Genomic DNA, 22,666 nt, shown 5'->3' on the forward strand with positions numbered 1-22,666 from the left:
GATAGTCAAAGTCGAAGTTAACCTATAGAAAGGTGGATGGTTATGCGAATGGATGGACAACAAGAAGACCAGCGTACACCTCTTGAACAATTCGGACGCAATCTTGTCGAAGAAGTAAAAAAAGGTAAAATGGATCCAGTTATTGGACGTGATGAAGAAATTCGAAACGTCATTCGGATTTTATCGAGAAAAACGAAAAATAACCCTGTTTTAATAGGTGAACCTGGCGTTGGGAAAACAGCAATCGTAGAAGGACTCGCACAGCGGATTGTGAAAGGCGACGTGCCTGAAGGATTGAAAGACCGTCAAATTTACGAACTTGATATGAGTTCACTTATCGCGGGTGCAAAATACCGCGGTGAATTTGAAGAGCGCTTAAAAGGCGTACTGAAACAAGTGAAAGACAGTGCAGGGGAAATCATTCTATTCATCGATGAAATCCATACCATTGTCGGTGCTGGAAAATCTGAAGGTGCAATGGACGCTGGAAATATGCTGAAACCAATGCTAGCACGTGGCGAACTGTATTGTATCGGGGCTACAACGCTAGATGAGTACCGCATGAATATCGAAAAGGATCCAGCACTAGAACGTCGTTTCCAGCAGGTACTTGTACGCGAACCTTCCGTGGAGGATACCGTATCAATTTTACGGGGTTTGAAAGAACGCTACGAACTTCATCATGGCGTGCGCATACATGACCGCGCAATTGTCGCAGCGGCAACCTTATCGGACCGCTATATAACAGAACGTTTCTTGCCGGATAAAGCAATTGACTTAATCGATGAAGCGAGTGCGATGATTCGTACTGAAATCGATTCGATGCCATCTGAATTAGATGCAGTGACACGTCGGATTATGCAACTTGAAATTGAAGAACAAGCTATGCGTAAAGAAAAAGATGCAGTGAGTAAAAACCGTCTAGAGGTACTGCGGGGTGAATTGAAAGAACTGAAAGATTCGTCCGCAGGAATGCGTGAGCAGTGGGATTCGGAAAAAGCGGCATTGCGTGTCATTCAGGACAAACGCGAAAAACTAGATCGTTTCCGGCGCGAACTGGAAGATGCTGAAAATCGCTTTGATTTAAACAAAGCAGCGGAACTCTCTTATGGAAAAATCCCAACGCTTGAGCAAGAGTTGCATGAAATGGAGGCCATCCTCGTAGATGGTCAGGAAAATCGACTGCTCCGTGAAGAAGTAACGGAAGAAGAAATTGCAATGATTGTTGCGAGGTGGACGGGCATTCCAGTGACGAAACTGGTTGAAGGTGAACGTGAAAAACTGCTTCGTTTGCGTGAAACACTTGAAGAGCGAGTTATCGGGCAAGATGATGCGGTTCAACTTGTAACGGAAGCCGTATGGCGTGCGCGTGCAGGTATTAAAGATCCAGACAAGCCTATTGGTTCATTCCTATTCTTAGGGCCAACCGGCGTCGGAAAGACTGAACTAGCGAAAACACTTGCAGCAACACTGTTTGATTCGGAAGATCATTTCATCCGCATCGACATGTCGGAATACATGGAAAAACACAGTATATCGAGACTGGTCGGCGCACCACCTGGCTACATCGGTTACGAAGAAGGCGGCCAGTTGACAGAAGCGGTTCGTCGCAATCCATACGCGGTCATCTTGTTGGATGAAATCGAGAAAGCACATCCGGACGTTGCAAATATCTTGCTACAAGTGCTAGATGATGGACGGATTACCGATAGTCAGGGAAGACTCGTAAATTTCACAAATACAGTTGTCATCATGACGTCAAATATTGGCTCAGCCTACTTGCTTCATGGTTTGGACGATACAGAAAATCATGCAGCAGAAGATCTCGTTATGGCTGAATTAAAAAATCATTTCAAACCGGAATTATTAAATCGAATGGATGATATTATCATTTTCCATTCGCTTACAGGAAATTCGTTCCGCAGGATTGCACGAAAAATGATTGATGACCTCGTCAAACGATTACGCATGCAGGAAATTGCTTTGGAATACAGCGAAGATGTACTTGATTGGATTATTAATGAAGGAACAGATGCCGATTTCGGTGCACGTCCATTGAAGCGGTTCATCCAGCGCCATGTTGAAACAATTGTTGCAAAAGAAGTCATTAAAGGCGATCTCAAGCTGAATGATAAGCTCGTTCTTACTATGGAAGAAGGAAAACTGGTTATTCAGCTAGTCTAAAAGAAAAAGCCGCGGCGCTTGAATTCCGTGGCTTTTTCTATGGGTTATCCAATAAAAAACCATCTCCGACGTGGGAGATGGTTTTTGTTGATCAATTATCTGCAACTTCTCCGTTTGGTAAAGCTTCACCCAAGATGATGACGACTACACCAACGATTAAAGAAACAACCACACCTGCCATGAAGTCAAATGGTACGTTGGCAATTGCACCAGTTACATAGTTCAACATTGTGATTAAACAGAAAGACCAGAAAAATGTCATTACGTATCTCATCGAATTCACCTCTACATTACTATTTCATTATTTATCATAGCACAGCAAGTGCATTGGAGAAACTATTTTCCATGGAATCAGAAGTTTATTTGGCGAAAAAGTGTCAGCGGGTTGAAAAATCGGCCTGTTTCTTTTATAGTTAAGAGCAGGTACTAATAATAGATGATAAAGAGCGGGGGATGCGAAATGAATGCTGGTATATTAGGCATGGGTAAATACGTGCCAACACAAGTTTTAACGAATGCGGACCTTGAGAAGCGTTTAGATACTTCAGATGAATGGATACGTACAATGACAGGCATCGAAGAAAGACGAATTGCAGATGATTCAACGAATACTTCTCATATGGCCTACAATGCCGCAGTGGAAGCGATTGATAAAGCAGGAATTAAGCCAGAAGAAATCGGACTAATCCTTGTTGCGACAGTAACACCGGACCGACCGTTTCCTTCTGTATCTGCCATGCTTCAAGAACAGTTAGGCGCAACACATGCAGCAGCAATGGATGTTTCAGCGGCTTGTGCAGGTTTCATGTACGGTGTTGTTACTGCGAAACAATTCGTCGAGTCGGGAGCATATGATTATGTACTCGTTGTTGGTGTTGAAAAACTTTCAAAAATCACCAACTGGGAAGACCGCAATACCGCGATTCTTTTTGGAGATGGAGCGGGAGCTGCTGTCATCGGAAAAGTGAGTGAAGGACGTGGAATTCTGTCATTCGAACTTGGTGCAGACGGTAGTGGCGGCAAACATCTATACCAGGATGAAAAACTTGTCATGAACGGCCGCGAAGTATTCAAATTTGCTGTTCGTCAAATGGGAGAAACGGCTGAAAGTGTTATTGAAAAAGCGGGTCTTCAAAAAGAAGATATTGACTTTCTCATTCCACATCAAGCAAATATCCGAATTATGGAAGCATCTAGACAACGACTTGGTTTACCAGTCGAAAAAATGTCGAAGACAATTCATAAATATGGTAATACATCTGCGGCATCTATTCCCATTTCACTTGTCGATGATTTAGCTGAAGGCAAAGTAAAAGATGATGATGTCCTGGTTCTTGTTGGATTCGGTGGAGGATTAACATGGGGTGCTTTATGCATCAAGTGGGGACGTTAAGAATTGGGGAAATACGTTTTAAAATGGTTTTGCAATAACTGATCGAATTATCTTATATAGAGGGGAAGTTTATACGCTATGGAAACAAAACGTGTAGTAGTTACAGGAATTGGTGCTGTTTCGCCATTGGGGAATTCCGCTGAGGAGTCATGGAGTGCGGCATTAGAAGGCAAGTCTGGAATTGGACCATTGACAAGACTTGACAGTGATAAGTTTCCTGTAAAAGTAGCAGCAGAGGTTAAAGATTTCGATATCGAAACGTACATCTCGAGGAAAGATGCGCGTAAAATGGACCGATTCACACATTTCGCGCTTGCATCCTCGATTATGGCGATGAAAGATGCGGACCTGGTACTTGAAGGCGACTTAGCGCTTCGTACAGGTGTATGGATTGGATCAGGCATCGGTGGCATGGAAACACATGAACAACAGTTTCTAACATTCCAAGAGAAAGGCTACCGCCGCGTTAGTCCATTTTTCGTTCCAATGATGATACCGGATATGGCAGCTGGCCAAGTTTCCATTTACCACGGTGCAAAAGGCATTAATTCATGTACAGTAACAGCTTGTGCATCAGGTACGAATTCAATAGGCGACGCATTTGAAGTCATCCGTCGAGGTGAAGCGGATGTCATGATTACCGGCGGGGCAGAAGCACCGATTACAACGATGGCTGTTGCTGGTTTTTGTGCAAACACAGCTTTATCACTAAATCCGGATCCAGCAACTGCATCACGTCCTTTCGACAAGGAACGTGACGGCTTCGTAATCGGAGAAGGTGCGGGGATTCTCATTCTTGAAGAGTATGAACATGCTGTCGCACGCGGTGCGAAAATTTACGCGGAAATGGTCGGATACGGTTCGACAGGTGATGCATATCACATAACAGCTCCAGCACCTGGTGGCGAAGGCGGTGCGCGAGCGATGATGCAAGCGATTGAAGACAGCGGCATCAGTCCTGACAAAATCGATTACATCAATGCCCACGGGACTAGCACAGCGTATAATGATCAATACGAAACAATGGCAGCAAAAACAGTTTTCGGTGAGCATGCTTATAAACTTGCAATGAGTTCAACCAAATCAATGACGGGTCATTTACTTGGTGCGGCAGGCGGATTGGAAGCAATCTTCACAGTGAAGGCGCTACAAGAAGGAATTCTTCCACCGACAACAAATTATGTCAATGCGGATCCTGAATGTGATCTTGATTATGTCACTGAAGGTGCACGTAAAGCCGACATCACTTATGCAATGAGCAACTCTCTTGGTTTTGGCGGACATAACGCTACACTCGTGTTCAAAAAGATATAAATTAAAATGGTTGGGCGTCCCTTTTAAAAGGGGCGTCTTTTTTTGCTTGGTTAGGTTTTGGATTCGGTTTATAAACAATGCGATGGCAATTAACGACAGTATATATACGTAGAGTGAAACGGAGATTCTGCTAATACCGCTTTGGCGCTTTGTGGATGCCTCCCGCGTTAAGCCAGAAAGGAGACCGCTTTCCGTCTTATCGCTCCGGCTACCACGTAGTCGCGCCTGCGCTGGAAGGTCTATTTTAGAAAGCACATTTCGTTATTGAGGATGAGATTGGTAAATGTTAATTCCATAAAATGAGAGAATGAGTTTGACAACAGTATGTATATATAGAACGAACCAGAAAGCCGGTTAATACCGCTTCAGCGCTTTGTGGATGCCTCCCGCGATATGCCGGAAAGGAGATCGCTTTCAGTCTTATCGCTCCGGCTACCACGAAGTCGCGCTTTCGCTGGAAGGTCAATGTAATAGGAAAGCATATTTCGTTATTGGAGATTTGACTTGCAATCTATAGTGCCTTTTTCTCCAATGAAATTAGTATCAAATAGTAATCACATTATAATCTCAGTGCATACATCTCAGAATTACTATCAATAATGGAACGCTCCAGCGCAAGCGCGACAAGGGGTAGCCGAAGCCCTGAGACAGGATGCGAAGCGCTATTCCAGGCTCAGGGCCAGAGGCATCCCCAAAGCGCCAAGCGGTATAAATTCCACACTCTGAACTAAAACTCTATCAATAATGTTACACTCCAGCGCCGGCGCGGCAAAGGGGTAGCCGAAGCCATGAGACTGGATGCGTAGGTTTATCCAGGCTCATGGCGAGAGGCATCCCCAAAGCGCCATGCGGTATAAATTCCACACTCTGAACTAAAACTCAATCAATAATGTTACACTCCAGTGCCGGCGCGGCAAAGGGGTCGGCGAAGCTATAAGACTGGATGCGAAGCGTTAATCTAGGCTCATGGCGAGAGGCATCCCCAAAGCGCCAAGAAATCTAAATTCCACACTCCAAATTGCCCTAGCCATATAAGCCAGCCAACTATATCTCCAAATTTACTCCACACAAAAGCCCCTCTTTCGTCTAAAAGAGGGGCATGCAGTCATATAATCAAAGAAAATCAAAAGGACGATGCATAATGACAAGGTTATTCCTATTCCTTATGAGCTACGGACTCATTGTCGTTACAGTTTCAAATATGATTTTCTATTTTAACTACAGATCACTAGGATATGAGTGGTATCAAATATTCTATTTCATTTTACGTACGGCGGATTTTACACTGTTCGTTATTTCCGCAATCGTGATCATTCTTACCGTCTACGTCCGAGCCCCATCGCGGCCTCCATCTTACCGAGAGTGACAGACGCAATTGCGTTTGCTTTCTCCGCACCTTTATCCAGAATTTCATCAAGAACAGGTGAATCCAACAACTCATAATATCTTTCTTGAATAGGCGTCAAATGATTAATAACTGCTTCAGCAACACCCGCTTTAAATGCACCGTATCCAAGACCATCGTATTTCGCAACGAGATCGTCAATTGACACGCCAGACAATGCAGCTTCAATTGTTAGCAGATTTGATACGCCGGGCTTATTCTCGATATCGAATGTAACGATGCCTTCTGAATCAGTCACTGCGCTTTTGATTTTCTTTTCAATATCTTTCGGTGAATCGAGAAGAGAGATGGTTCCCTTTTTATTAGGGTCGGATTTACTCATTTTCTTTGAGGGATCCTGAAGGGATTTGATACGTGCACCATTCTTTGGAATCCGGACTTCAGGAATTGTTAAGACCTCGCCGTATCTCTTATTAAAACGTTCCGCCAAATCTCGTGTTAACTCGAGGTGTTGCTTCTGATCATCGCCGACAGGAACGATGTCAGTGTTATACACTAAAATATCAGCGGCCATAAGTGGTGGATATGTCAGCAAGCCAACCGAAACACCTTCTTTGCCTTCCGCCTTATCTTTAAATTGTGTCATGCGCTCAAGCTCGCCGATCGTCGATATACATTGCATCATCCATCCTGCTTGTGCGTGCGCCGGAACCTCCGACTGGATGAATAATACCGCCTTGGAAGGATCAATCCCGCTTGCAATATAAATGGCAGCTAGAGAACGAATGGTTTTTGCGAGTTCCACCGGATCCTGTTGAACTGTAATCGCATGCTGATCAACAATGCAAAACAGACATTCAAAGTCATTTTGCAACTCTGTAAATTGACGGAACGCTCCAATGTAGTTGCCCAGTGTCACTGTTCCTGTAGGCTGAACGCCTGAAAAAATGGTTTTCATCTTTACATCTCCTCCTCAATCATAAAAAAACATCAGCCGTCCCCGTAAAAAAGGGACGACTGATGTTTGATCAACCGTGGTACCACCCGAATTGCCCGAAGGCCACTCTGATTCCCATAACGCGGGGGACGTGACAAATTTCCACACGGTTCGATCAATAAATTCAAGCTAAATTGAACGAACTCAAGTGGGTTGACTTGTCAGGCTCAGGATCCCATTCTTCCAGTTTAGTATGCTTGTTTGCACCAACCACAAGCTCTCTGCAATACGAATACTGAAATACTCTTTTCCTTCAAAGCCATTCGCTATAAATGTTATTCACCATTATAAAGCGTAAAAGAAAACAATGCAATAGGCGGGTTCCTTATAAATAGAAGACAACGAGGGCAATTCCTGTTACAGCGAGGATGAGTGCACCAACGCTTAGAAAAGGGCCAACATTCCCTGTAAATATTTCTGAAGGCTTTCGCATCGACATGACATCTTCCATTCGTTTCTTAGATGTAAATACTTTTCTCATGCTTACCGTGAATACATCGAAAAAACCGGTTGAAAAAACAAGTGAAACCAAACCGATGAACATTATAATACCGCCAATGATGAAAGATGCATTTATATAAGAGAGGAGAGTCATCTCTTTGAAATAGACAAGCATCATTACAGCAATTAGTAGATGTGTGATTAGAAAGTTACGGAAAATTGTTTTCATATAACTACCTCGTTCCAAAGTAATAGTAATGGTATAGACAGAAAAAATCAATAGTACAGAAAAAAGTTTATGAATGTTTTACCAAAAAGTTCCGCTGTAAGCGTTACCATTATAGCATTATAGGAATAATATCTGTATTAGTACACTATGATATTTTAAAAAGGTATGTACAACTGAAATAATCATAGTATAATGATGAAGTACCTAGTTATCAGACAATTTAGAGGAGGTCATCGATTTGAAAACCCACAAGTTTATGTGGCTAATTAGTATCATGCTTGTACTTAGCGTGTTCCTAGCAGCGTGCGGCGACAAAAATGAAGACGCAGGCACTACAGAACCGGAAAAAGACAAAGACAAAGGAACTACGGAAGAACCTGCTGAAGATGTAGCACAAGTTCTTAATTTGGTTGAAGAGGCAGAGATTCCTTCTATTGACTCATCAATTTCAGAAGATGCAGTTGGTTTCAACGTACTGAACAACATCATGGAAGGGCTTTACCGCCTTGACCAAGAAAGCCTTCCGGTACCAGCTATGGCAGAAGGCGAGCCAGAAATCAGTGAAGATGGACTGACTTATACATTCAAAATTCGTGATGCACAATGGTCAAATGGAACACCTGTAACTGCACATGACTTCGTATATGCTTGGCAGCGCGCGATTGATCCTGACACAGGTTCACCTTACGGACCGTACTTGATGGCGGGAATGATTAAAAATGCTACTGAAATCGGCGAAGGGAAAGCAGAAATTGCAGACCTAGGCATTAAAGCTGAAGATGATAAAACTCTTATCATTGAACTTGAACGCCCGGTTGCTTACTTCCTATCACTTATGTCTTTCGGGACATTCTTACCACTTAATGAAGAGTTTGTAACAGCACAAGGCGACAAATATGCATCTAACTCTGACGCCATGATTTATAACGGCCCATTCTCATTATCTGATTGGGATGGTACAAGCGGTTGGAAATATCTTAAAAACGATAAATATTGGGATGCAGAAACTGTAAAACTTGATGAAATCGTTGTTGACGTTGTCAAAGAAACTGCAACAGCAGTTAAATTATATGAACAAGGCAAGAAAGACCGTGTAAAACTTTCTGCTGAATACGCAATGCAATTTGCTGATAATCCAGACATCGTCAATGAGATGGAAACAGCAGTATTCTACTTCAAAATGAACCAAGAACGTGGTGGTAAGGCTACGCCACTTGCTAATGCTGACATTCGTAGAGCAATTGCCACAGCGTATAACAAAGAAGAACTTGCAGACGCAGTTCTTGCCAATGGATCTATCGCTGCAAACTTCTTAGTACCAACTGCTTTCACATTTGACGAAGACGGAAAAGATTTCCGTGACTACAGCAAGGAATTCGCTGTGTATAACGTTGAAGAAGCACAAGCTTCATGGGCAAAAGGACTTAAAGCATTAGGTACAGATAAAGTTGAACTTGAAATCCTTGGTGGAGACACTGAAAATGCTAAAAAACAACAAGAATGGTTCAAATCTGAACTTGAAAGAAACCTTCCAGGTTTGACGATCAAACTGAAAGAAGTTCCTTTCGCTGTACGTCTTGAACTTGATGATACAAGTGATTACGATATTCAATCAGCTGGATGGGGCCCTGACTTCCAGGATCCAATCTCGTTCATGGAATTGTTCGTAACAGGAAGCCCACAAAACAAGATGAACTACTCTAATCCTGAGTATGACAAATTGATTGAATCTACAAAAACGACAATCGCAACTGATCCAGTAGCACGTTTTGAAGCTTTTGCAAAAGCTGAACAAATTCTTCTTGAAGATGACGTGGCTATTGCACCTCAGTATCAACGCGGAAGAATGGTTCTTATGAATCCAGCGGTAAAAGATCTTGCTACACATCCATTCGGTGGCGACTATAGCTACAAATGGGCGTACATCGACGCTGCAGAAAAGTAAGAATAACAATTTGTTAGCTTAAAATCTTATAGAAAAGAGAGTATATGGGTATTTCTGACCATGTACTCTCTTTTTCACTGAGATGGAACAAACTAAAAATTCATTTTATCAATGTATTGCAAATTGACTATGTAGTAGGTTTAATACGAATTTCCAGGAGGTATGAAAATGGCAAAGTATATCACAAAACGCGTGATTTATATGTTCCTATCACTATTTCTAATCGCATCATTTACATTTGTCCTTATGAAACTGCTTCCAGGGTCCCCGTTAGCTTCCGCAGAAAAATTATCCATTGAGCAAAGGGAAGTCGTTTATGAGAAATATGGCTTGAACGATCCGATCCCCGTACAGTACGTCAGGTATATGGGGAACCTTGCAAAAGGTGACTTTGGTGTATCGTTCCAATATAAAAATGCGGATGTCACTACTCTTATTGTGAAGAAACTAAAATACTCAGCTATTTTAGGTGCTCAAGCGCTTATTTTCGGTACCTTAATAGGAATCGTTCTTGGGATGATTGCTGCTTTGAAGCAAAACACAGTCTGGGATTACGGAAGTACAATAATCGCAATTCTAGGAATTTCGATACCATCGTTTGTCTTTGCCGTTCTGCTGCAATATGTCTTTTCTGTGTGGCTTGAATGGCTACCTGTCGGTCTTTGGGAAGGATGGAAGTCAAGTATTCTGCCATCCATCGCACTAGCAATGGGCCCGATTGCCGTCTCGGCAAGGTTCATTCGTACAGAAATGATAGAAGTATTAAGTTCAGACTATATTTTGTTAGCGAAAGCGAAAGGTGCAAACTGGTTTGAGATAGCTTTCAAACATGCATTTCGTAATGCGCTTATTCCACTCGTCACGGTACTTGGACCGCTCGCAGCTGGATTATTGACAGGATCACTCGTAGTAGAGCAGATTTTCGCAATTCCAGGTATTGGTGAACAGTTCGTCACTTCTATTAGCACGAACGACTTTTCTATCATCATGGGTACGACGATGTTCTTCTCAGTCCTCCTCATTGTGATCATATTAATTGTGGATATTCTTTATGGGATTATTGATCCGCGTATCCGTTTGTCTGGAGGTTCCAATTAATGAATAAAAACTTTGATAAATTACCAAAGGATTCGTTTGAACGGATTACGATAGATAGTTCACATGCAGAAAGAATTTCGAAACCTAGTTTGAGTTTCTGGCAAGATGCTTGGCTTCGTATTCGGAAAAATAAAGCAGCTATCGTTAGTATGTTTGTTTTAATCTTTATCGTATTTATGGCATTTGCTGGCCCTTACATGGTTGAACATGATCCAGAGGATGTAAGAGTAGCGCATGCGAGCTTGCCGCCGAAAGTTCCAGGACTTGAAAAACTAGGGATTTTCGATGGTGAAGGTAAACTTGGTACAAAAACAGTCAATCTCTATGAACTGAAGAAGGTTGACGAGTATTACTGGTTTGGTACAGATAGCCTAGGACGAGATTTGTTTTCACGTCTATGGCAAGGAACGCAAATTTCTTTAATCATCGCTTTCGTTGCTGCTTTCATTGATGTTGTAATAGGTGTTATTTACGGTGGGATTTCCGGTTATTATGGGGGTCGAACCGATGACATTATGCAACGGGTTGTCGAAGTGTTAATCGGAATTCCAACGCTAGTCATCGTAATACTGATGCTAATGATTATGGAACCGGGTATCTGGGCAATCATTATTGCCATATCGATAACCGGATGGATCGGCATGTCTCGTATTGTCCGCGGCCAAGTCCTTAAGTTTAAAAATCAGGAATTTGTCTTGGCGGCCAAAACGTTAGGTGCAAGTGATAGACGAATTATCAGCAAACACATACTACCGAACATTATGGCGATCATTGTTATCAATATGATGTTTACAATTCCGACTGCGATATTCTTCGAGGCTTTCTTAAGCTTTATCGGGCTTGGTCTTCAAGCGCCAGAAGCGTCTCTTGGAACGCTGATTAATGATGGTTATAAATTCATTCAGTATCAGCCGCATATTTTGTTCTTCCCGGCATTTGTTTTGAGTATTCTGATGATCTCGTTCAACTTAATCGGGGACGGAATGCGTGATGCACTTGATCCGAAAATGAAAGATTAAAGGAGGAAAGTGAAATGGAGAAAATTGTTGAAGTGAAAAACCTGGAGCTTTCCTTCCATACGTTTGCAGGAGAAGTGAAAGCAATTCAAGGCGTCAATTTTGAAGTTTACAAAGGGGAGACCCTCGCGATTGTTGGTGAGTCGGGTTCAGGTAAGTCAGTAACGACAAAATCTATCATGCGACTGCTTCCTAAATCCAGCACAGAATATAAAAATGGTGAAATTTTATTCGGAGGAAAAGATCTGCTGAAACTTTCTGAAAAAGAGATGCAAAAAGTTCGTGGAAAAGACATCTCGATGATTTTCCAGGATCCGATGACATCTCTCAATCCAACAATGACAATTGGCAAGCAGATTATGGAGCCGTTGTTGAAACACCAAAAGCTTAGTAAATCCGATGCTTGGAATAAATCGATTGAGTTATTGGGCCTTGTCGGGATGCCTCAGCCAGATATGCGAATGAAACAATACCCTCACCAATTTTCAGGTGGGCAACGCCAGCGTATCGTTATCGCTGTTGCACTGGCATGTAATCCAAAATTACTTATTGCGGATGAGCCAACAACTGCCTTGGACGTAACAATCCAAGCCCAAATTTTAGAGTTAATGAAAGACCTTCAACAGAAAATCGATACGTCGATTATATTTATCACACATGATCTAGGTGTTGTAGCGAACGTAGCTGACCGTGTAGCGGTCATGTATGGTGGGCGAATCGTCGAAGTGGGAACGGTGGATGAGATATTTTACAACCCGCAGCATCCGTATACATGGGGCTTGCTGAGTTCTATGCCATCACTCGATACAATAGACGAAAAACTATATGCGATTCCAGGGACGCCTCCAGATCTGTTGGATCCTCCAAAAGGGGACGCGTTTGCACTGCGCAGTGAATACGCTATGAAGATTGATCTTGAACAGGTTCCGCCACTATTTAAAGTGAGTGAAACGCATTATGCCGCTACATGGCTTCTGCATCCGGATGCGCCTCAAGTGGATCCTCCAGTGGCTGTCATGGAACGAATGAAGAGATTCCCTGGAAGCCGTTATTACGTTGGTAATGCAGGAGGTGACCATTAATGGCTGAGAAATTAGTAGAAATCAAAAACTTGAAGCAGTATTTCAATTATGGGAAAAAGAATGAAGTGCGTGCAGTTGACGATATTACATTCGACATCTATAAAGGGGAAACACTCGGTCTTGTAGGTGAATCAGGTTGTGGTAAATCCACGACTGGCCGTTCAATCATTCGGCTTTATAATGCAACAGGCGGAGAAGTTATCTATGATGGCATCGACGTGCATGCGAAAAAATCGCAGAAAGAACTGAAAGAGTTTAACCGGAAAATGCAAATGATATTCCAGGATCCTTATGCTTCATTGAATCCTCGAATGAAAGTGCTTGATATTATCGCCGAAGGGCTCGATATACATGGGCTTGTAAAGAACTCGAAAGAACGTACAGCACGTGTCCACGAGTTGTTGGAAACAGTCGGTTTGAATCGCGAGCATGCGAACCGGTATCCACATGAGTTTTCGGGCGGACAGCGTCAACGTCTAGGTATCGCACGTGCGCTAGCAGTTGAACCTGAATTTATCATCGCGGATGAGCCGATTTCAGCGTTGGACGTATCGATTCAAGCACAAGTAGTTAACTTGCTTAAAGAGCTTCAAGAAGAAAGAGGATTGACGTATCTATTTATTGCGCATGACCTTTCAATGGTAAAGTATATATCAGATCGGATAGGGGTTATGTATTTCGGTAGACTTGTCGAAATTGGACCTGCTGATGTGTTGTATACTGCACCTTTACACCCCTATACACAATCGCTTCTATCAGCGATTCCGTTACCGGATCCAGCTTATGAACGTAGCCGTGTCCGTAAGAGCTACAATCCAAAAGCACATAACTACACTGAAGATGAAGAAGTGAGCATGCGCGAAGTATCACCGGGACATTTTGTCCTTTGCTCACAACGTGAATTTGATTCCTTTTCAGTGTGATTAGCTACTAGATTACACACTGGGCAGTACATGTATAGGTACTATTGGATTGCTCTGAATCGAACAACCTATATACGATTAACGAGATGTCTTGATAAGGAGGGATGCGACTTTGTCGCATCCCTCCTTATTTTTTTCGGTAGCCATATGGTAGTTATTCATTCGGCGCTTTCCAAAGACACTAGTACAATTAGTGCCGTAGCTTTTCGGGACGAAAGAATAGATCGCTTCTTATTTAGAGATAAGCGGTCAAAAATACAATTTTGACCGCTCTAACCTTCTTCTATAGTATCTCTATTTTCAACTTAAGGAACTACTACTTCATAGAAGAGAATACAATATACAACGCGCAAGAGTGCCCGAAATTATATCTTCGGGCACTTACACCTTTTATAGAAAGGCATCTATTCTTTTATTTCAAAGCAACAGCATTTTTCACTTGAATATTGTAGGATCGCGACAGGCAATTAATCGCAACAGGATTCCCCTAAAGAGTGTGTCTAGAAGTGACGGAGTCACTTCTAGACATCCTTGCCCCTCGGTAAAAGTGTCGTCTTTAATTAGCCGTAAGCGGACCGGAAATAGTCCAGTGGAAAATGAGGTTTTTAATCCCTTCCGCCCGTATTTTATACTTATTAATGGTTTATCGACAGCTGTGCTAATATATGAAACTAGGTCGGTCTTCGACAAGGAAACTGGCAATTCTCTATATATCGCTATTATTCATGTAGTCAATTTGATAGAATGATTGAAAAGAGAGGATGGTTCGATTGTTATGAAAACAAAGATATGGTTACCGGCTATGCTGCTTATTCTAGCAATTGCGCTACCAATCAAGACAGATGCCGACGAAGTTAAAAAACACGAAGATTTTGCCGAACGCTCTTATGGTTTTGAAGCAATAGATGTGAGTATAGTTGCCTCCTCAACGCTATTTAGCTTCGATTCAGGACTGACATTTGAATACCCGGATGCAATTCGGGGTGTCTACGTAACAGGGCACTCTGCGGGCGGTGAACGTTTTAATTATTTAACAGATTTGCTAGATAAGACAGAACTGAATGCAATGGTTATTGATATTAAAGATGATTTCGGAAACATAACCTATACACCTGCGGATGATTCACCCTTGAAAGCATTGGATATCGGTAAACCTTATATTGAAAATCCTCAAATCATGTTGAAGACATTAGAAGAAAAGGAAATCTATCCAATTGCCCGTATTGTTGTATTTAAAGATAGTGTCCTTGCAGAAAAGCGTCCGGATTTATCATTTATGGAGGGCGACAGCGTATGGAAAAATGGACGGGGAGAATCATTTGTCAATCCTTTTATGAAGGAAGTATGGGATCACAATGTCAATATTGCCATTGAGGCTGCTAAAATGGGTTTTCAAGAAATTCAGTTCGACTATGTTCGTTTTCCAGAAGGCTTTGAAAAACGTCATGATTCGTTGAAGTATACATATGAATCCTATGCGGAATCTGAACTCGACCCTGTACAACGCCGTGTAGAAGCAATTACGGAATTCGTTGCCTATGCACGTGAGCAATTGAAACCATATGGCGTCAAAGTATCAGTTGATATTTTCGGTTATGCAGCAACGCTCCCGGAAGCGCCAGGCATCGGACAGAACTTCGGAAAGATATCGGAAAATGTGGATGTCATATCATCGATGATTTATCCAAGTCACTGGACGTCCTATTTTGGTATTAAAAAGCCGGACCTTGAACCGTATAAATTGGTTTCTGAATACGCCAAGTTAGAAAATGCAGTGCTAGCTAAGCTTGACAATCCACCGATATCACGACCTTGGATACAAGATTTTAGTGCACCATGGCTTGGATCAGGAAATTATTTGCGTTATGGAAAAGCTGAAGTCGATGCGCAAATCCAAGGTCTGAAGGATAACGGTATAAACGAATATCTACTATGGAATGCAGGAAACAAATATTCACCAGGTGTAAATTACAATCCATGATATACAGAAAGTTCAGGAACGCGATTGCTGTTACTGGATTTTCTTTTTATTTAATGAAACCTTTACCACTATAAGACGTATTATATAGTGTAGATAATTAAACGATGAAGTACTTATTTTCAATTAGATACAATCTAAATGAGAAATAGATTTAATTGAAAGAGGGATGTTTAATTATTTTTCCTTTCGGGTATAACAGTAGAGAGTACAAACACATACTGTTAAAGTTCAACAAAAGCCTTTAATGTTGTGGAATTGTGACAATAGTGTATGAGCCAATGAATATTTCTGGAAAAGTGTATTCATCAGTAATGAATACGTGTATAATAGAAAATAGAAGCAATCAGATTAAAGTTATTCTAATTTACTTGTAAAAATATATATCAAAACATTCGAGCCGACTGAAAGGAAGTGTCAGCATATGATGGTTACATTATTTACTTCACCTAGCTGTACATCATGCAGAAAAGCAAAAGCATGGTTAGAGAAACACGAGATTCCGTATACTGAACGTAACATTTTCTCAGAACCATTGAATATTGATGAAATAAAAGAAATTCTTCGAATGACTGAGGACGGAACTGATGAAATTATATCCACTCGCTCAAAAATATTCCAAAAACTAAATGTTGATGTGGAAAGTCTTCCACTGCAACGTCTGTACGAGCTAATTCAAGAACATCCAGGTCTTTTGAGAAGACCAATCATCCTAGATGAAAAAAGGCTTCAAGTAGGCTATAATGAAGATGAAATTCGCCGATTCCTACCGAGAAAAGTAAGAGCCTATCAGCTGCAAGAAGCGCGGCGCATGGTAAACTAATCAAACCAATAGTGTGAAGCTGATAGGGATTGACATTGCAAAATGCCGTATTCCTATCAGCTTTTTGTATTTCTCTTGCTTTCCTGGTGGATGTTCTCTACAATGCTATTACTATCAAAATTATTCGTCCTAAGGCGTAACCCTTTCAAATCGTAGAGGACGGTCATATAGTAAGTATAAGCATTGCAGTTTTTTTACACACAATGAAGGGAACTGGACTTGTCCTGTTCCAAGGAAGGGAGAGAAAAGGGATGGAGATAGAGCGCATTAATGAAAATACAGTTAAGTTCTTTCTTTCATATATTGATATAGAAGAGCGTGGCTTTACCCGTGAAGAAGTTTGGTATAATCGCGATAAAAGCGAGGAATTATTCTGGGAAATGATGGAAGAAGTGAATGACGAAGCCGAATTTGAAGTTGAGGGACCATTGTGGATTCAGGTCCACGCGATGAATGGCGGTATTGAAGTGACTGTCACGCGAGCACAAATGTCAGAGGATGGCGAACCATTAGAATCACCATTTACAATGGATGATCCTAAAAAGTTATTTCAACATGGGAAAATGTTTGACGATGATGCGGATGGAAATAACTCGAAAATGTCAGAGATAGACGATATCGCATACGAGTGGCTTGACAATATGTTCGTCTTTACTGATTTTGATTACCTCATTCCATTATCTGTTAAAGCAGCAGACTATGATGTAAAAACATCGCTGTATTCATTTGAAGATAACTACTATCTACATGTGGAATATGATGTCGATACGATGGACGATTCGCGTAAGTCGGATTTGTTTAGCGTAATGTCCGAATTTGGAGATCCATCAAATTTGACAATTCATAGAATTGAAGAATATGGCGACCTCATTATGGACACTGATGTGTTTGCAAAAGTGCAACAGTACTTTGGAGATTGATTAAAATTTCTTAAAACAGCTACCTACTATTGAACTGCACTACAATTGTTAGCTCAACCTAACAATTAGAGGTGCAGTTCAACGGGTAGCTTTTTTGTTTGCGTTTTTATTTGAATTTTCGTACTATTGAAGATGAGGGAGGGGATTGTTTATTCTTACAGCTAAAACAGGCGAAGGTGAAATCATTGTACTAACTAGGAAATTAAAAAGAGAAAAATTGAGACAGTGGCGACAGTTACAATTATTCTATTGCCAACAATGTAATACACAGGTTCAGTTAAAAGTTGGTGATATTAAAGTTCCTCATTTTTCACATATGAAAGGCGCATCCTGTTCGACCCTTTTTTCTGAAGGCGAGTCACAAGAACATTTACGAGGAAAACAACAATTATATGGGTTTCTGCAACAATACGCGAAAGATGTAGAACTTGAACCCTTTTTGAAAATGCTGACACAAAGACCCGATATTCTTTTAACTACACCAACAGAATCAATACCAATCGAATTTCAATGCAGCACCATTCCGATTGCTGACATTGAATCTAGATCAGATGGCTATCGTAGTATTGGCATGAATCCAATCTGGATTTTGCATACCCCGGCAAAATTCGTGCATGCGCCCGTAGGTATAGGCGTATTTCATTTATCAAAATTTCATGAGAGTTTCTTAACAAATACATCCCCTGAAGGTCTTACACTACTCACATATAACCCCCAAACAGAACGTTTTCACTACCTCACTAGTCTAATTTGTATTGCTGGTAAGCGTTATATCGGCATGCATCGGACTTTGCCGTTATCCCTTCAAATCTTTCCTTTTGCACGCCCAAAAGCACCATCAAAGAATGAAATCAGAAAGTATACAGCAATTTATATATCCATGCGAAATCAATTTATTCAATCATGCATATTATTGAATAGAAAAGGTGTAAATAATCCTTTTTTAAGAATGTGCTATGAAATGCGTACTTTACCTGCGCATCTTCCGCAATGGATTGGATTACCCGTTCTTTTTAACAATGTATTTAAGGAGCATGATTGTGAATGGCAATTGGCTTTCCTCTATCACGTGAATAGGGAAGGGATTAATATAATGGAAATTACAAATAGCCAGGTCAGAAGATATGTATCCCGATTGAATGGATCGTCAGAGGGACAGCTAAAAGCATGTCTTGCATACTTGAAATATCTTCGTTTCATTGGCGTTCATTCCATTAAAGATAGTACAGTTATAAGTGAAGAAGAAATTTCTGAGTTGTTATCAGAAAGATTCCTTGCAAAGTGGAGCGAAAATTGAGAAAATAGAATTGATTCGTATCCCGAAATAAAGGGAGAAGGGGGATTAATGAAAATGTCCGAAAACAAAAACAAAGTACTAACGCGTGAGGAAGTAAAAGTAGAGGAAACTTGGCGTCTTGAAGATATCTTTGCAACAGATGAAGCGTGGGAAAAAGAATACACTGAAGTGGAAGCGTTCTCCGGTAAGGCAGAGTCTTATAAAGGGACATTAACCAATGGCGGCGATGCATTATACAATGCTCTAAAATACCGTGACACACTCTCAGAGAGATTGCGTAGGCTTTACACATATGCGCATCTAAAGACTGACCAGGATACAACTAACAGCTTCTACCAGGCGATGGATAGTCGCGTGAAATCACTCTATGTCAAGGTGTCGACTGCGTTATCATTCTTCCTCCCAGAGCTTCTGTCAATTGATGAAGCTGAACTCGACAAACAGGTTGTTGAACATGAAGAACTTCGTCTTTATAAACAGGAATTCGAAGAAATTAATACACAAAGACCACATGTACTACCGGCTGAACAAGAAGCGCTTCTTGCCCAGTTATCGGAAGTGACAGGAAATTCTTCAGAAACGTTCAGTATGTTAAACAATGCTGATTTAACATTCCCGATGGTTAAAGACGAAAAGGGAGAAGAAATAGAGTTAACACATGGTCGCTATGTGAGGTTCTTAGAGAGTGACGATCCACGCGTTCGTGAAGAAGCATTCAAAGCGATGTATACAAGGTATGGTGAATTCCAGAATACTTTTGCATCGACTCTTTCTGGGAATGTGAAAAGCGATAACGTTAACGCACGCATCCGTAATTATTCATCTGCTCGTGAAGCGGCAATGTCGAATAATCATATTCCTGAACAAGTTTATGAAAACCTAGTTTCTACAATCAACAAAAACGTCCACTTATTGCAACGTTATGTGGCACTTCGTAAAAAAGTATTTGGACTTGAAGACCTTCATATGTGGGATATGTATGCACCACTCGTAAAGGATGCTGACATGAAAGTTCCATATGATGAAGCCGCACAGACGATGCTGGATAGTTTCCATCCGCTTGGTGAAGAATATGTCTCCATCGTCAAAGAAGGCCTTGAAAACCGCTGGGTCGATGTCCGTGAAAACAAAGGGAAACGTTCTGGAGCTTATTCCTCAGGTGCCTATGGAACAAATCCTTATGTGTTAATGAACTGGCAAGATAATGTCAGCAACTTATTCACGCTGGCACATGAATTCGGACATAGCGTCCATAGTTACTATTCACGTAAAAGCCAGCCATATGTCTACAGCGGATACTCCATTTTTGTGGCGGAAGTTGCGTCAACAGTGAATGAAGCTATATTGAATGATCATCTCTTGAAAACAATTGATGATGAACAAAAACGCATTTACTTACTGAATTATTGGCTCGATGGTTTCAGAGGAACTGTTTTCCGTCAGACGATGTTCGCTGAATTCGAACACCTGATTCACGAGCTTGACCAGCAAGGGGTCGCTTTGACTGCGGAAAAACTGACTGAAGAGTATTATGCGCTCAATAAAAAATATTTCGGTGAAGACTTGGTTGTCGATGAAGAAATCGGTTTGGAATGGGCTAGAATTCCTCACTTCTACTATAATTATTATGTCTATCAATACGCAACAGGTTATAGTGCTGCAGTTGCGCTCAGCAATCAAATTCTGACAGAAGGGGAGCCCGCTGTTGAACGTTATGTAAATAACTTCTTGAAAGCTGGTTCTTCCGATTATCCAATTGAAGTTCTTAAAAAGGCAGGCGTTGATATGACGAGCGCTGCGCCAATTGAAGAAGCGTGTCGTGTTTTCGAAGAGAAATTAAATGAATTAGAGGACCTGCTCTTGAAAAAGTAAGTAAAATACAGAAACAGCCTTATCCGCCTATTTTAAAAGCGGATAAGGCTGTTTTTTATCATAGATTTCGAAAAATATAAAGTAAGCCGCCTTCGTGTAACGGTCAATGTGACGTTCTTGTGAAATTCTTTGTGAATTGTTGATGCTACTATTATCTTGTGATAAGATAAGGATGTGAAATAAATCACATACCAAACATACACCCCTTTTGTTTGAACGTGAACATTTCCCCCATTCCCTTTGATATAGAGCATTCACTCCCCCCCAGGAGTGAGTGCTCTTTTCTGTTGGCGGAAAATGGCGGGCTTATTTAAAACGAATGGCATTCTTTGAATCGTTATTGTCTGTGAGTGAGATAGTCATGACTTACCTCCAAATATCCATGAATCAATCGTGCTAATTTATAGTAGTCCAGACAACTTTGAATACTCTTCCACAATGCGCAATCCATCTCATTCCCAATCAAAAAAGCATCATCTCCCATAAATTCTGGGGGACGATGCTTGTTTAATGAATTAGCTCTTTTTTTTACGCCATAGTGTTATATCTTGAAAAGAAACGCGTTCAACATTTTGTTGAAGAAGTCGTTTTTTAAGTTCACGCTCAGCGGATTTCTCTGAGATGCTGTAAATGTTGGCAATTTCTATTGTGGAAAGTGTATCGAATCGTTGGAACAAATCCTCTAAAGGTGGAGGGATATCAGGGAAAACAGGCCCGCCTATCAGTTCTTCCAATATTTGTTCGTACACTTCATAGTCATACAAACCGCTTACTTTCAATCCTTCATCTTCAATGTTTTCATTGAAAAAAACGAAGGTAGGGGCTTTGTCGACTTCCATTTCTTTTGCCATATACAAATCGACTTGTAAAGACCGCAACACATTTTTTGAAGAGAAGTCCTGAATGAATTCGTCGACATCTAAATTTACCTTATTTGCAATTTCAAGGAGTACCGAAAATGATAAGACATTCCTAGATTTCAAAAATGAGTATTCTAGCATTTTGGATAAGAAACGGAACCCGGCACGTTTACCTTGAAACTCCGCAGTTTTAACAGCAATGCTTGGAAAAGAGGGATGGACTTTTTCACAAGCCAGCTCATCAATGAATTTTTCCTTAGATTGAAGATTCATCTTGGGCAGTGATGTACGCAATGCGATACGCAGTGTAAAGTATCGATCATACTCCACTTGCAGTTTCCGAAGTAAAGGCTGAAGTGACCAGCAATCTCCGCATAACGGGTCGATATAAACATACAACTCGACAGGTCTTTTGCATGAGGAAGGAATAACCGGATTCTCCATCAAATTTCGTCGATTCACGTTATCTCTCCCCCGGTCCTGTTCACCATATGATTGGCAGTCAAGACGAGGCGTTTATAGTAGATATCACGTATTTTTTCATCAAGTTCTACCTCATCCATCGCTTCTGCCATGCAAGCTAACCATGCTTCTGCTTGAACTGGAGTAATGGGAAATGGCATATGACGTGCTTTCATCATGGGATGGCCATGTTCTTCAGTATATAAATTGGGGCCGCCTAAATATTGTGTTTGAAATTGTTTTTGTTTACGTGCTGTTTCTGTCAGGTCGTCCGGGAAAATCGGGTATAGGTCCGGGTGTACGGCAACTTTAGCGTAAAACAGGTCGATAAGTTCCGATAACTTTGTAGCACCGATCTCCTCAAAAGGGATCAAAGGTTTTCGCATCATTCTGTCAATCTCCTTTGCTCTGACTGTACTGATATTCTATCAACCCTTCACTCCTTACACAAATAAATAGCTTGCAGAGTGAAATGGAAATCAAAATT

19 protein-coding genes and 1 other annotated feature are annotated in these 22,666 nt (G+C 41.2%); of the genes, 14 read left to right on the forward strand and 5 right to left on the reverse strand.

Translation table 11 applies throughout. The features are described from left to right. Nucleotides 1-48 precede the first annotated feature (48 nt). The gene (locus tag AC25Y6_RS16220) at nt 49-2,184 is read left to right on the forward strand and encodes an ATP-dependent Clp protease ATP-binding subunit (protein WP_488143758.1); all 2,136 of its coding nucleotides are present in this window, start codon (nt 49-51) and stop codon (nt 2,182-2,184) included. 91 nt (nt 2,185-2,275) lie between these two features. Here the strand turns inward: AC25Y6_RS16220 and AC25Y6_RS16225 are convergent, their stop codons facing one another. Beyond that, nucleotides 2,276-2,458, reverse strand: a complete 183-nt coding sequence (locus tag AC25Y6_RS16225; protein WP_482100224.1) for a DUF2929 family protein — start codon at nt 2,456-2,458, stop codon at nt 2,276-2,278. 186 nt (nt 2,459-2,644) lie between these two features. Here AC25Y6_RS16225 and AC25Y6_RS16230 point away from each other — a divergent pair, with 186 nt between their 5' ends. From AC25Y6_RS16230 to AC25Y6_RS16240, 3 genes are all read left to right on the forward strand, one after another. Continuing rightward, nucleotides 2,645-3,577 (forward strand): beta-ketoacyl-ACP synthase III, encoded by a 933-nt coding sequence (locus tag AC25Y6_RS16230; protein ID WP_482103802.1) that lies wholly within the window; start codon nt 2,645-2,647, stop codon nt 3,575-3,577. Between the two features lie 78 nt (nt 3,578-3,655). After that, nucleotides 3,656-4,891, forward strand: coding sequence for a beta-ketoacyl-ACP synthase II (gene fabF / locus AC25Y6_RS16235; RefSeq protein ID WP_482100226.1), 1,236 nt, complete (start codon nt 3,656-3,658; stop codon nt 4,889-4,891). A gap of 1,201 nt (nt 4,892-6,092) precedes the next feature. Further along, on the forward strand, nt 6,093-6,257 hold the full coding sequence (locus tag AC25Y6_RS16240; RefSeq protein WP_482100599.1) for a hypothetical protein: 165 nt from the start codon (nt 6,093-6,095) through the stop codon (nt 6,255-6,257). On the opposite strand, the gene trpS is transcribed toward AC25Y6_RS16240, so the two are convergent. Both trpS and AC25Y6_RS16250 read right to left on the reverse strand, forming a co-directional pair. Further along, nucleotides 6,208-7,194 (reverse strand): tryptophan--tRNA ligase, encoded by a 987-nt coding sequence (gene trpS, locus AC25Y6_RS16245; RefSeq protein WP_488143759.1) that lies wholly within the window; start codon nt 7,192-7,194, stop codon nt 6,208-6,210. The genes AC25Y6_RS16240 and trpS overlap by 50 nt on opposite strands. A 48-nt stretch (nt 7,195-7,242) precedes the next feature. Beyond that, nucleotides 7,243-7,499, reverse strand: a binding site (T-box leader). A gap of 59 nt (nt 7,500-7,558) precedes the next feature. After that, a complete protein-coding gene (locus AC25Y6_RS16250; protein ID WP_488143760.1) occupies nt 7,559-7,903 on the reverse strand; it encodes a DUF3899 domain-containing protein in 345 nt (114 codons plus the stop codon). A gap of 238 nt (nt 7,904-8,141) precedes the next feature. Here AC25Y6_RS16250 and AC25Y6_RS16255 point away from each other — a divergent pair, with 238 nt between their 5' ends. The 10 genes from AC25Y6_RS16255 to pepF all read left to right on the forward strand — a co-directional run bounded on the left by AC25Y6_RS16255 (nt 8,142) and on the right by pepF (nt 20,857). Then, on the forward strand, nt 8,142-9,848 hold the full coding sequence (locus tag AC25Y6_RS16255) for a peptide ABC transporter substrate-binding protein (RefSeq protein ID WP_488143761.1): 1,707 nt from the start codon (nt 8,142-8,144) through the stop codon (nt 9,846-9,848). A 168-nt stretch (nt 9,849-10,016) separates the two neighbouring features. Beyond that, nucleotides 10,017-10,946 carry an oligopeptide ABC transporter permease gene (gene opp3b / locus AC25Y6_RS16260; RefSeq protein ID WP_488139532.1) on the forward strand — a complete coding sequence of 310 codons (930 nt, stop codon included), beginning with the start codon at nt 10,017-10,019 and terminating at the stop codon, nt 10,944-10,946. Further along, nucleotides 10,946-11,965 carry an oligopeptide ABC transporter permease gene (gene opp3C / locus AC25Y6_RS16265; protein WP_482100231.1) on the forward strand — a complete coding sequence of 340 codons (1,020 nt, stop codon included), beginning with the start codon at nt 10,946-10,948 and terminating at the stop codon, nt 11,963-11,965. The genes opp3b and opp3C overlap by 1 nt, the downstream gene beginning before the upstream one ends. A gap of 14 nt (nt 11,966-11,979) precedes the next feature. Then, on the forward strand, nt 11,980-13,044 hold the full coding sequence (locus AC25Y6_RS16270) for an ABC transporter ATP-binding protein (protein WP_488143762.1): 1,065 nt from the start codon (nt 11,980-11,982) through the stop codon (nt 13,042-13,044). Continuing rightward, nucleotides 13,044-13,967, forward strand: a complete 924-nt coding sequence (locus AC25Y6_RS16275) for an ABC transporter ATP-binding protein (protein WP_482100233.1) — start codon at nt 13,044-13,046, stop codon at nt 13,965-13,967. The genes AC25Y6_RS16270 and AC25Y6_RS16275 overlap by 1 nt, the downstream gene beginning before the upstream one ends. A gap of 775 nt (nt 13,968-14,742) precedes the next feature. After that, nucleotides 14,743-15,948, forward strand: a complete 1,206-nt coding sequence (locus AC25Y6_RS16280; protein ID WP_488143763.1) for a putative glycoside hydrolase — start codon at nt 14,743-14,745, stop codon at nt 15,946-15,948. 424 nt (nt 15,949-16,372) lie between these two features. Then, nucleotides 16,373-16,768, forward strand: coding sequence for a transcriptional regulator SpxA (spxA, locus tag AC25Y6_RS16285; protein WP_482100600.1), 396 nt, complete (start codon nt 16,373-16,375; stop codon nt 16,766-16,768). A gap of 203 nt (nt 16,769-16,971) precedes the next feature. Continuing rightward, nucleotides 16,972-17,688, forward strand: coding sequence for an adaptor protein MecA (gene mecA / locus AC25Y6_RS16290; protein ID WP_488143764.1), 717 nt, complete (start codon nt 16,972-16,974; stop codon nt 17,686-17,688). A gap of 145 nt (nt 17,689-17,833) precedes the next feature. Next, nucleotides 17,834-18,985: a competence protein CoiA gene (locus AC25Y6_RS16295; protein ID WP_482103810.1), complete on the forward strand. Its 1,152-nt coding sequence runs from the start codon at nt 17,834-17,836 to the stop codon at nt 18,983-18,985. 54 nt (nt 18,986-19,039) lie between these two features. Continuing rightward, nucleotides 19,040-20,857 (forward strand): oligoendopeptidase F, encoded by a 1,818-nt coding sequence (pepF, locus tag AC25Y6_RS16300; RefSeq protein WP_482103811.1) that lies wholly within the window; start codon nt 19,040-19,042, stop codon nt 20,855-20,857. Nucleotides 20,858-21,372: 515 nt separating this feature from the next. On the opposite strand, the gene AC25Y6_RS16305 is transcribed toward pepF, so the two are convergent. Beyond that, a complete protein-coding gene (locus AC25Y6_RS16305) occupies nt 21,373-22,179 on the reverse strand; it encodes a DsbA family protein (protein WP_482103812.1) in 807 nt (268 codons plus the stop codon). Beyond that, entirely contained in the window at nt 22,176-22,568 is a 393-nt protein-coding gene (locus tag AC25Y6_RS16310) for a globin domain-containing protein (RefSeq protein WP_482100239.1), read from the reverse strand. The genes AC25Y6_RS16305 and AC25Y6_RS16310 overlap by 4 nt, the downstream gene beginning before the upstream one ends. Nucleotides 22,569-22,666 lie beyond the last annotated feature (98 nt).

Source organism: Sporosarcina sp. Y1004, assembly GCF_057669665.1.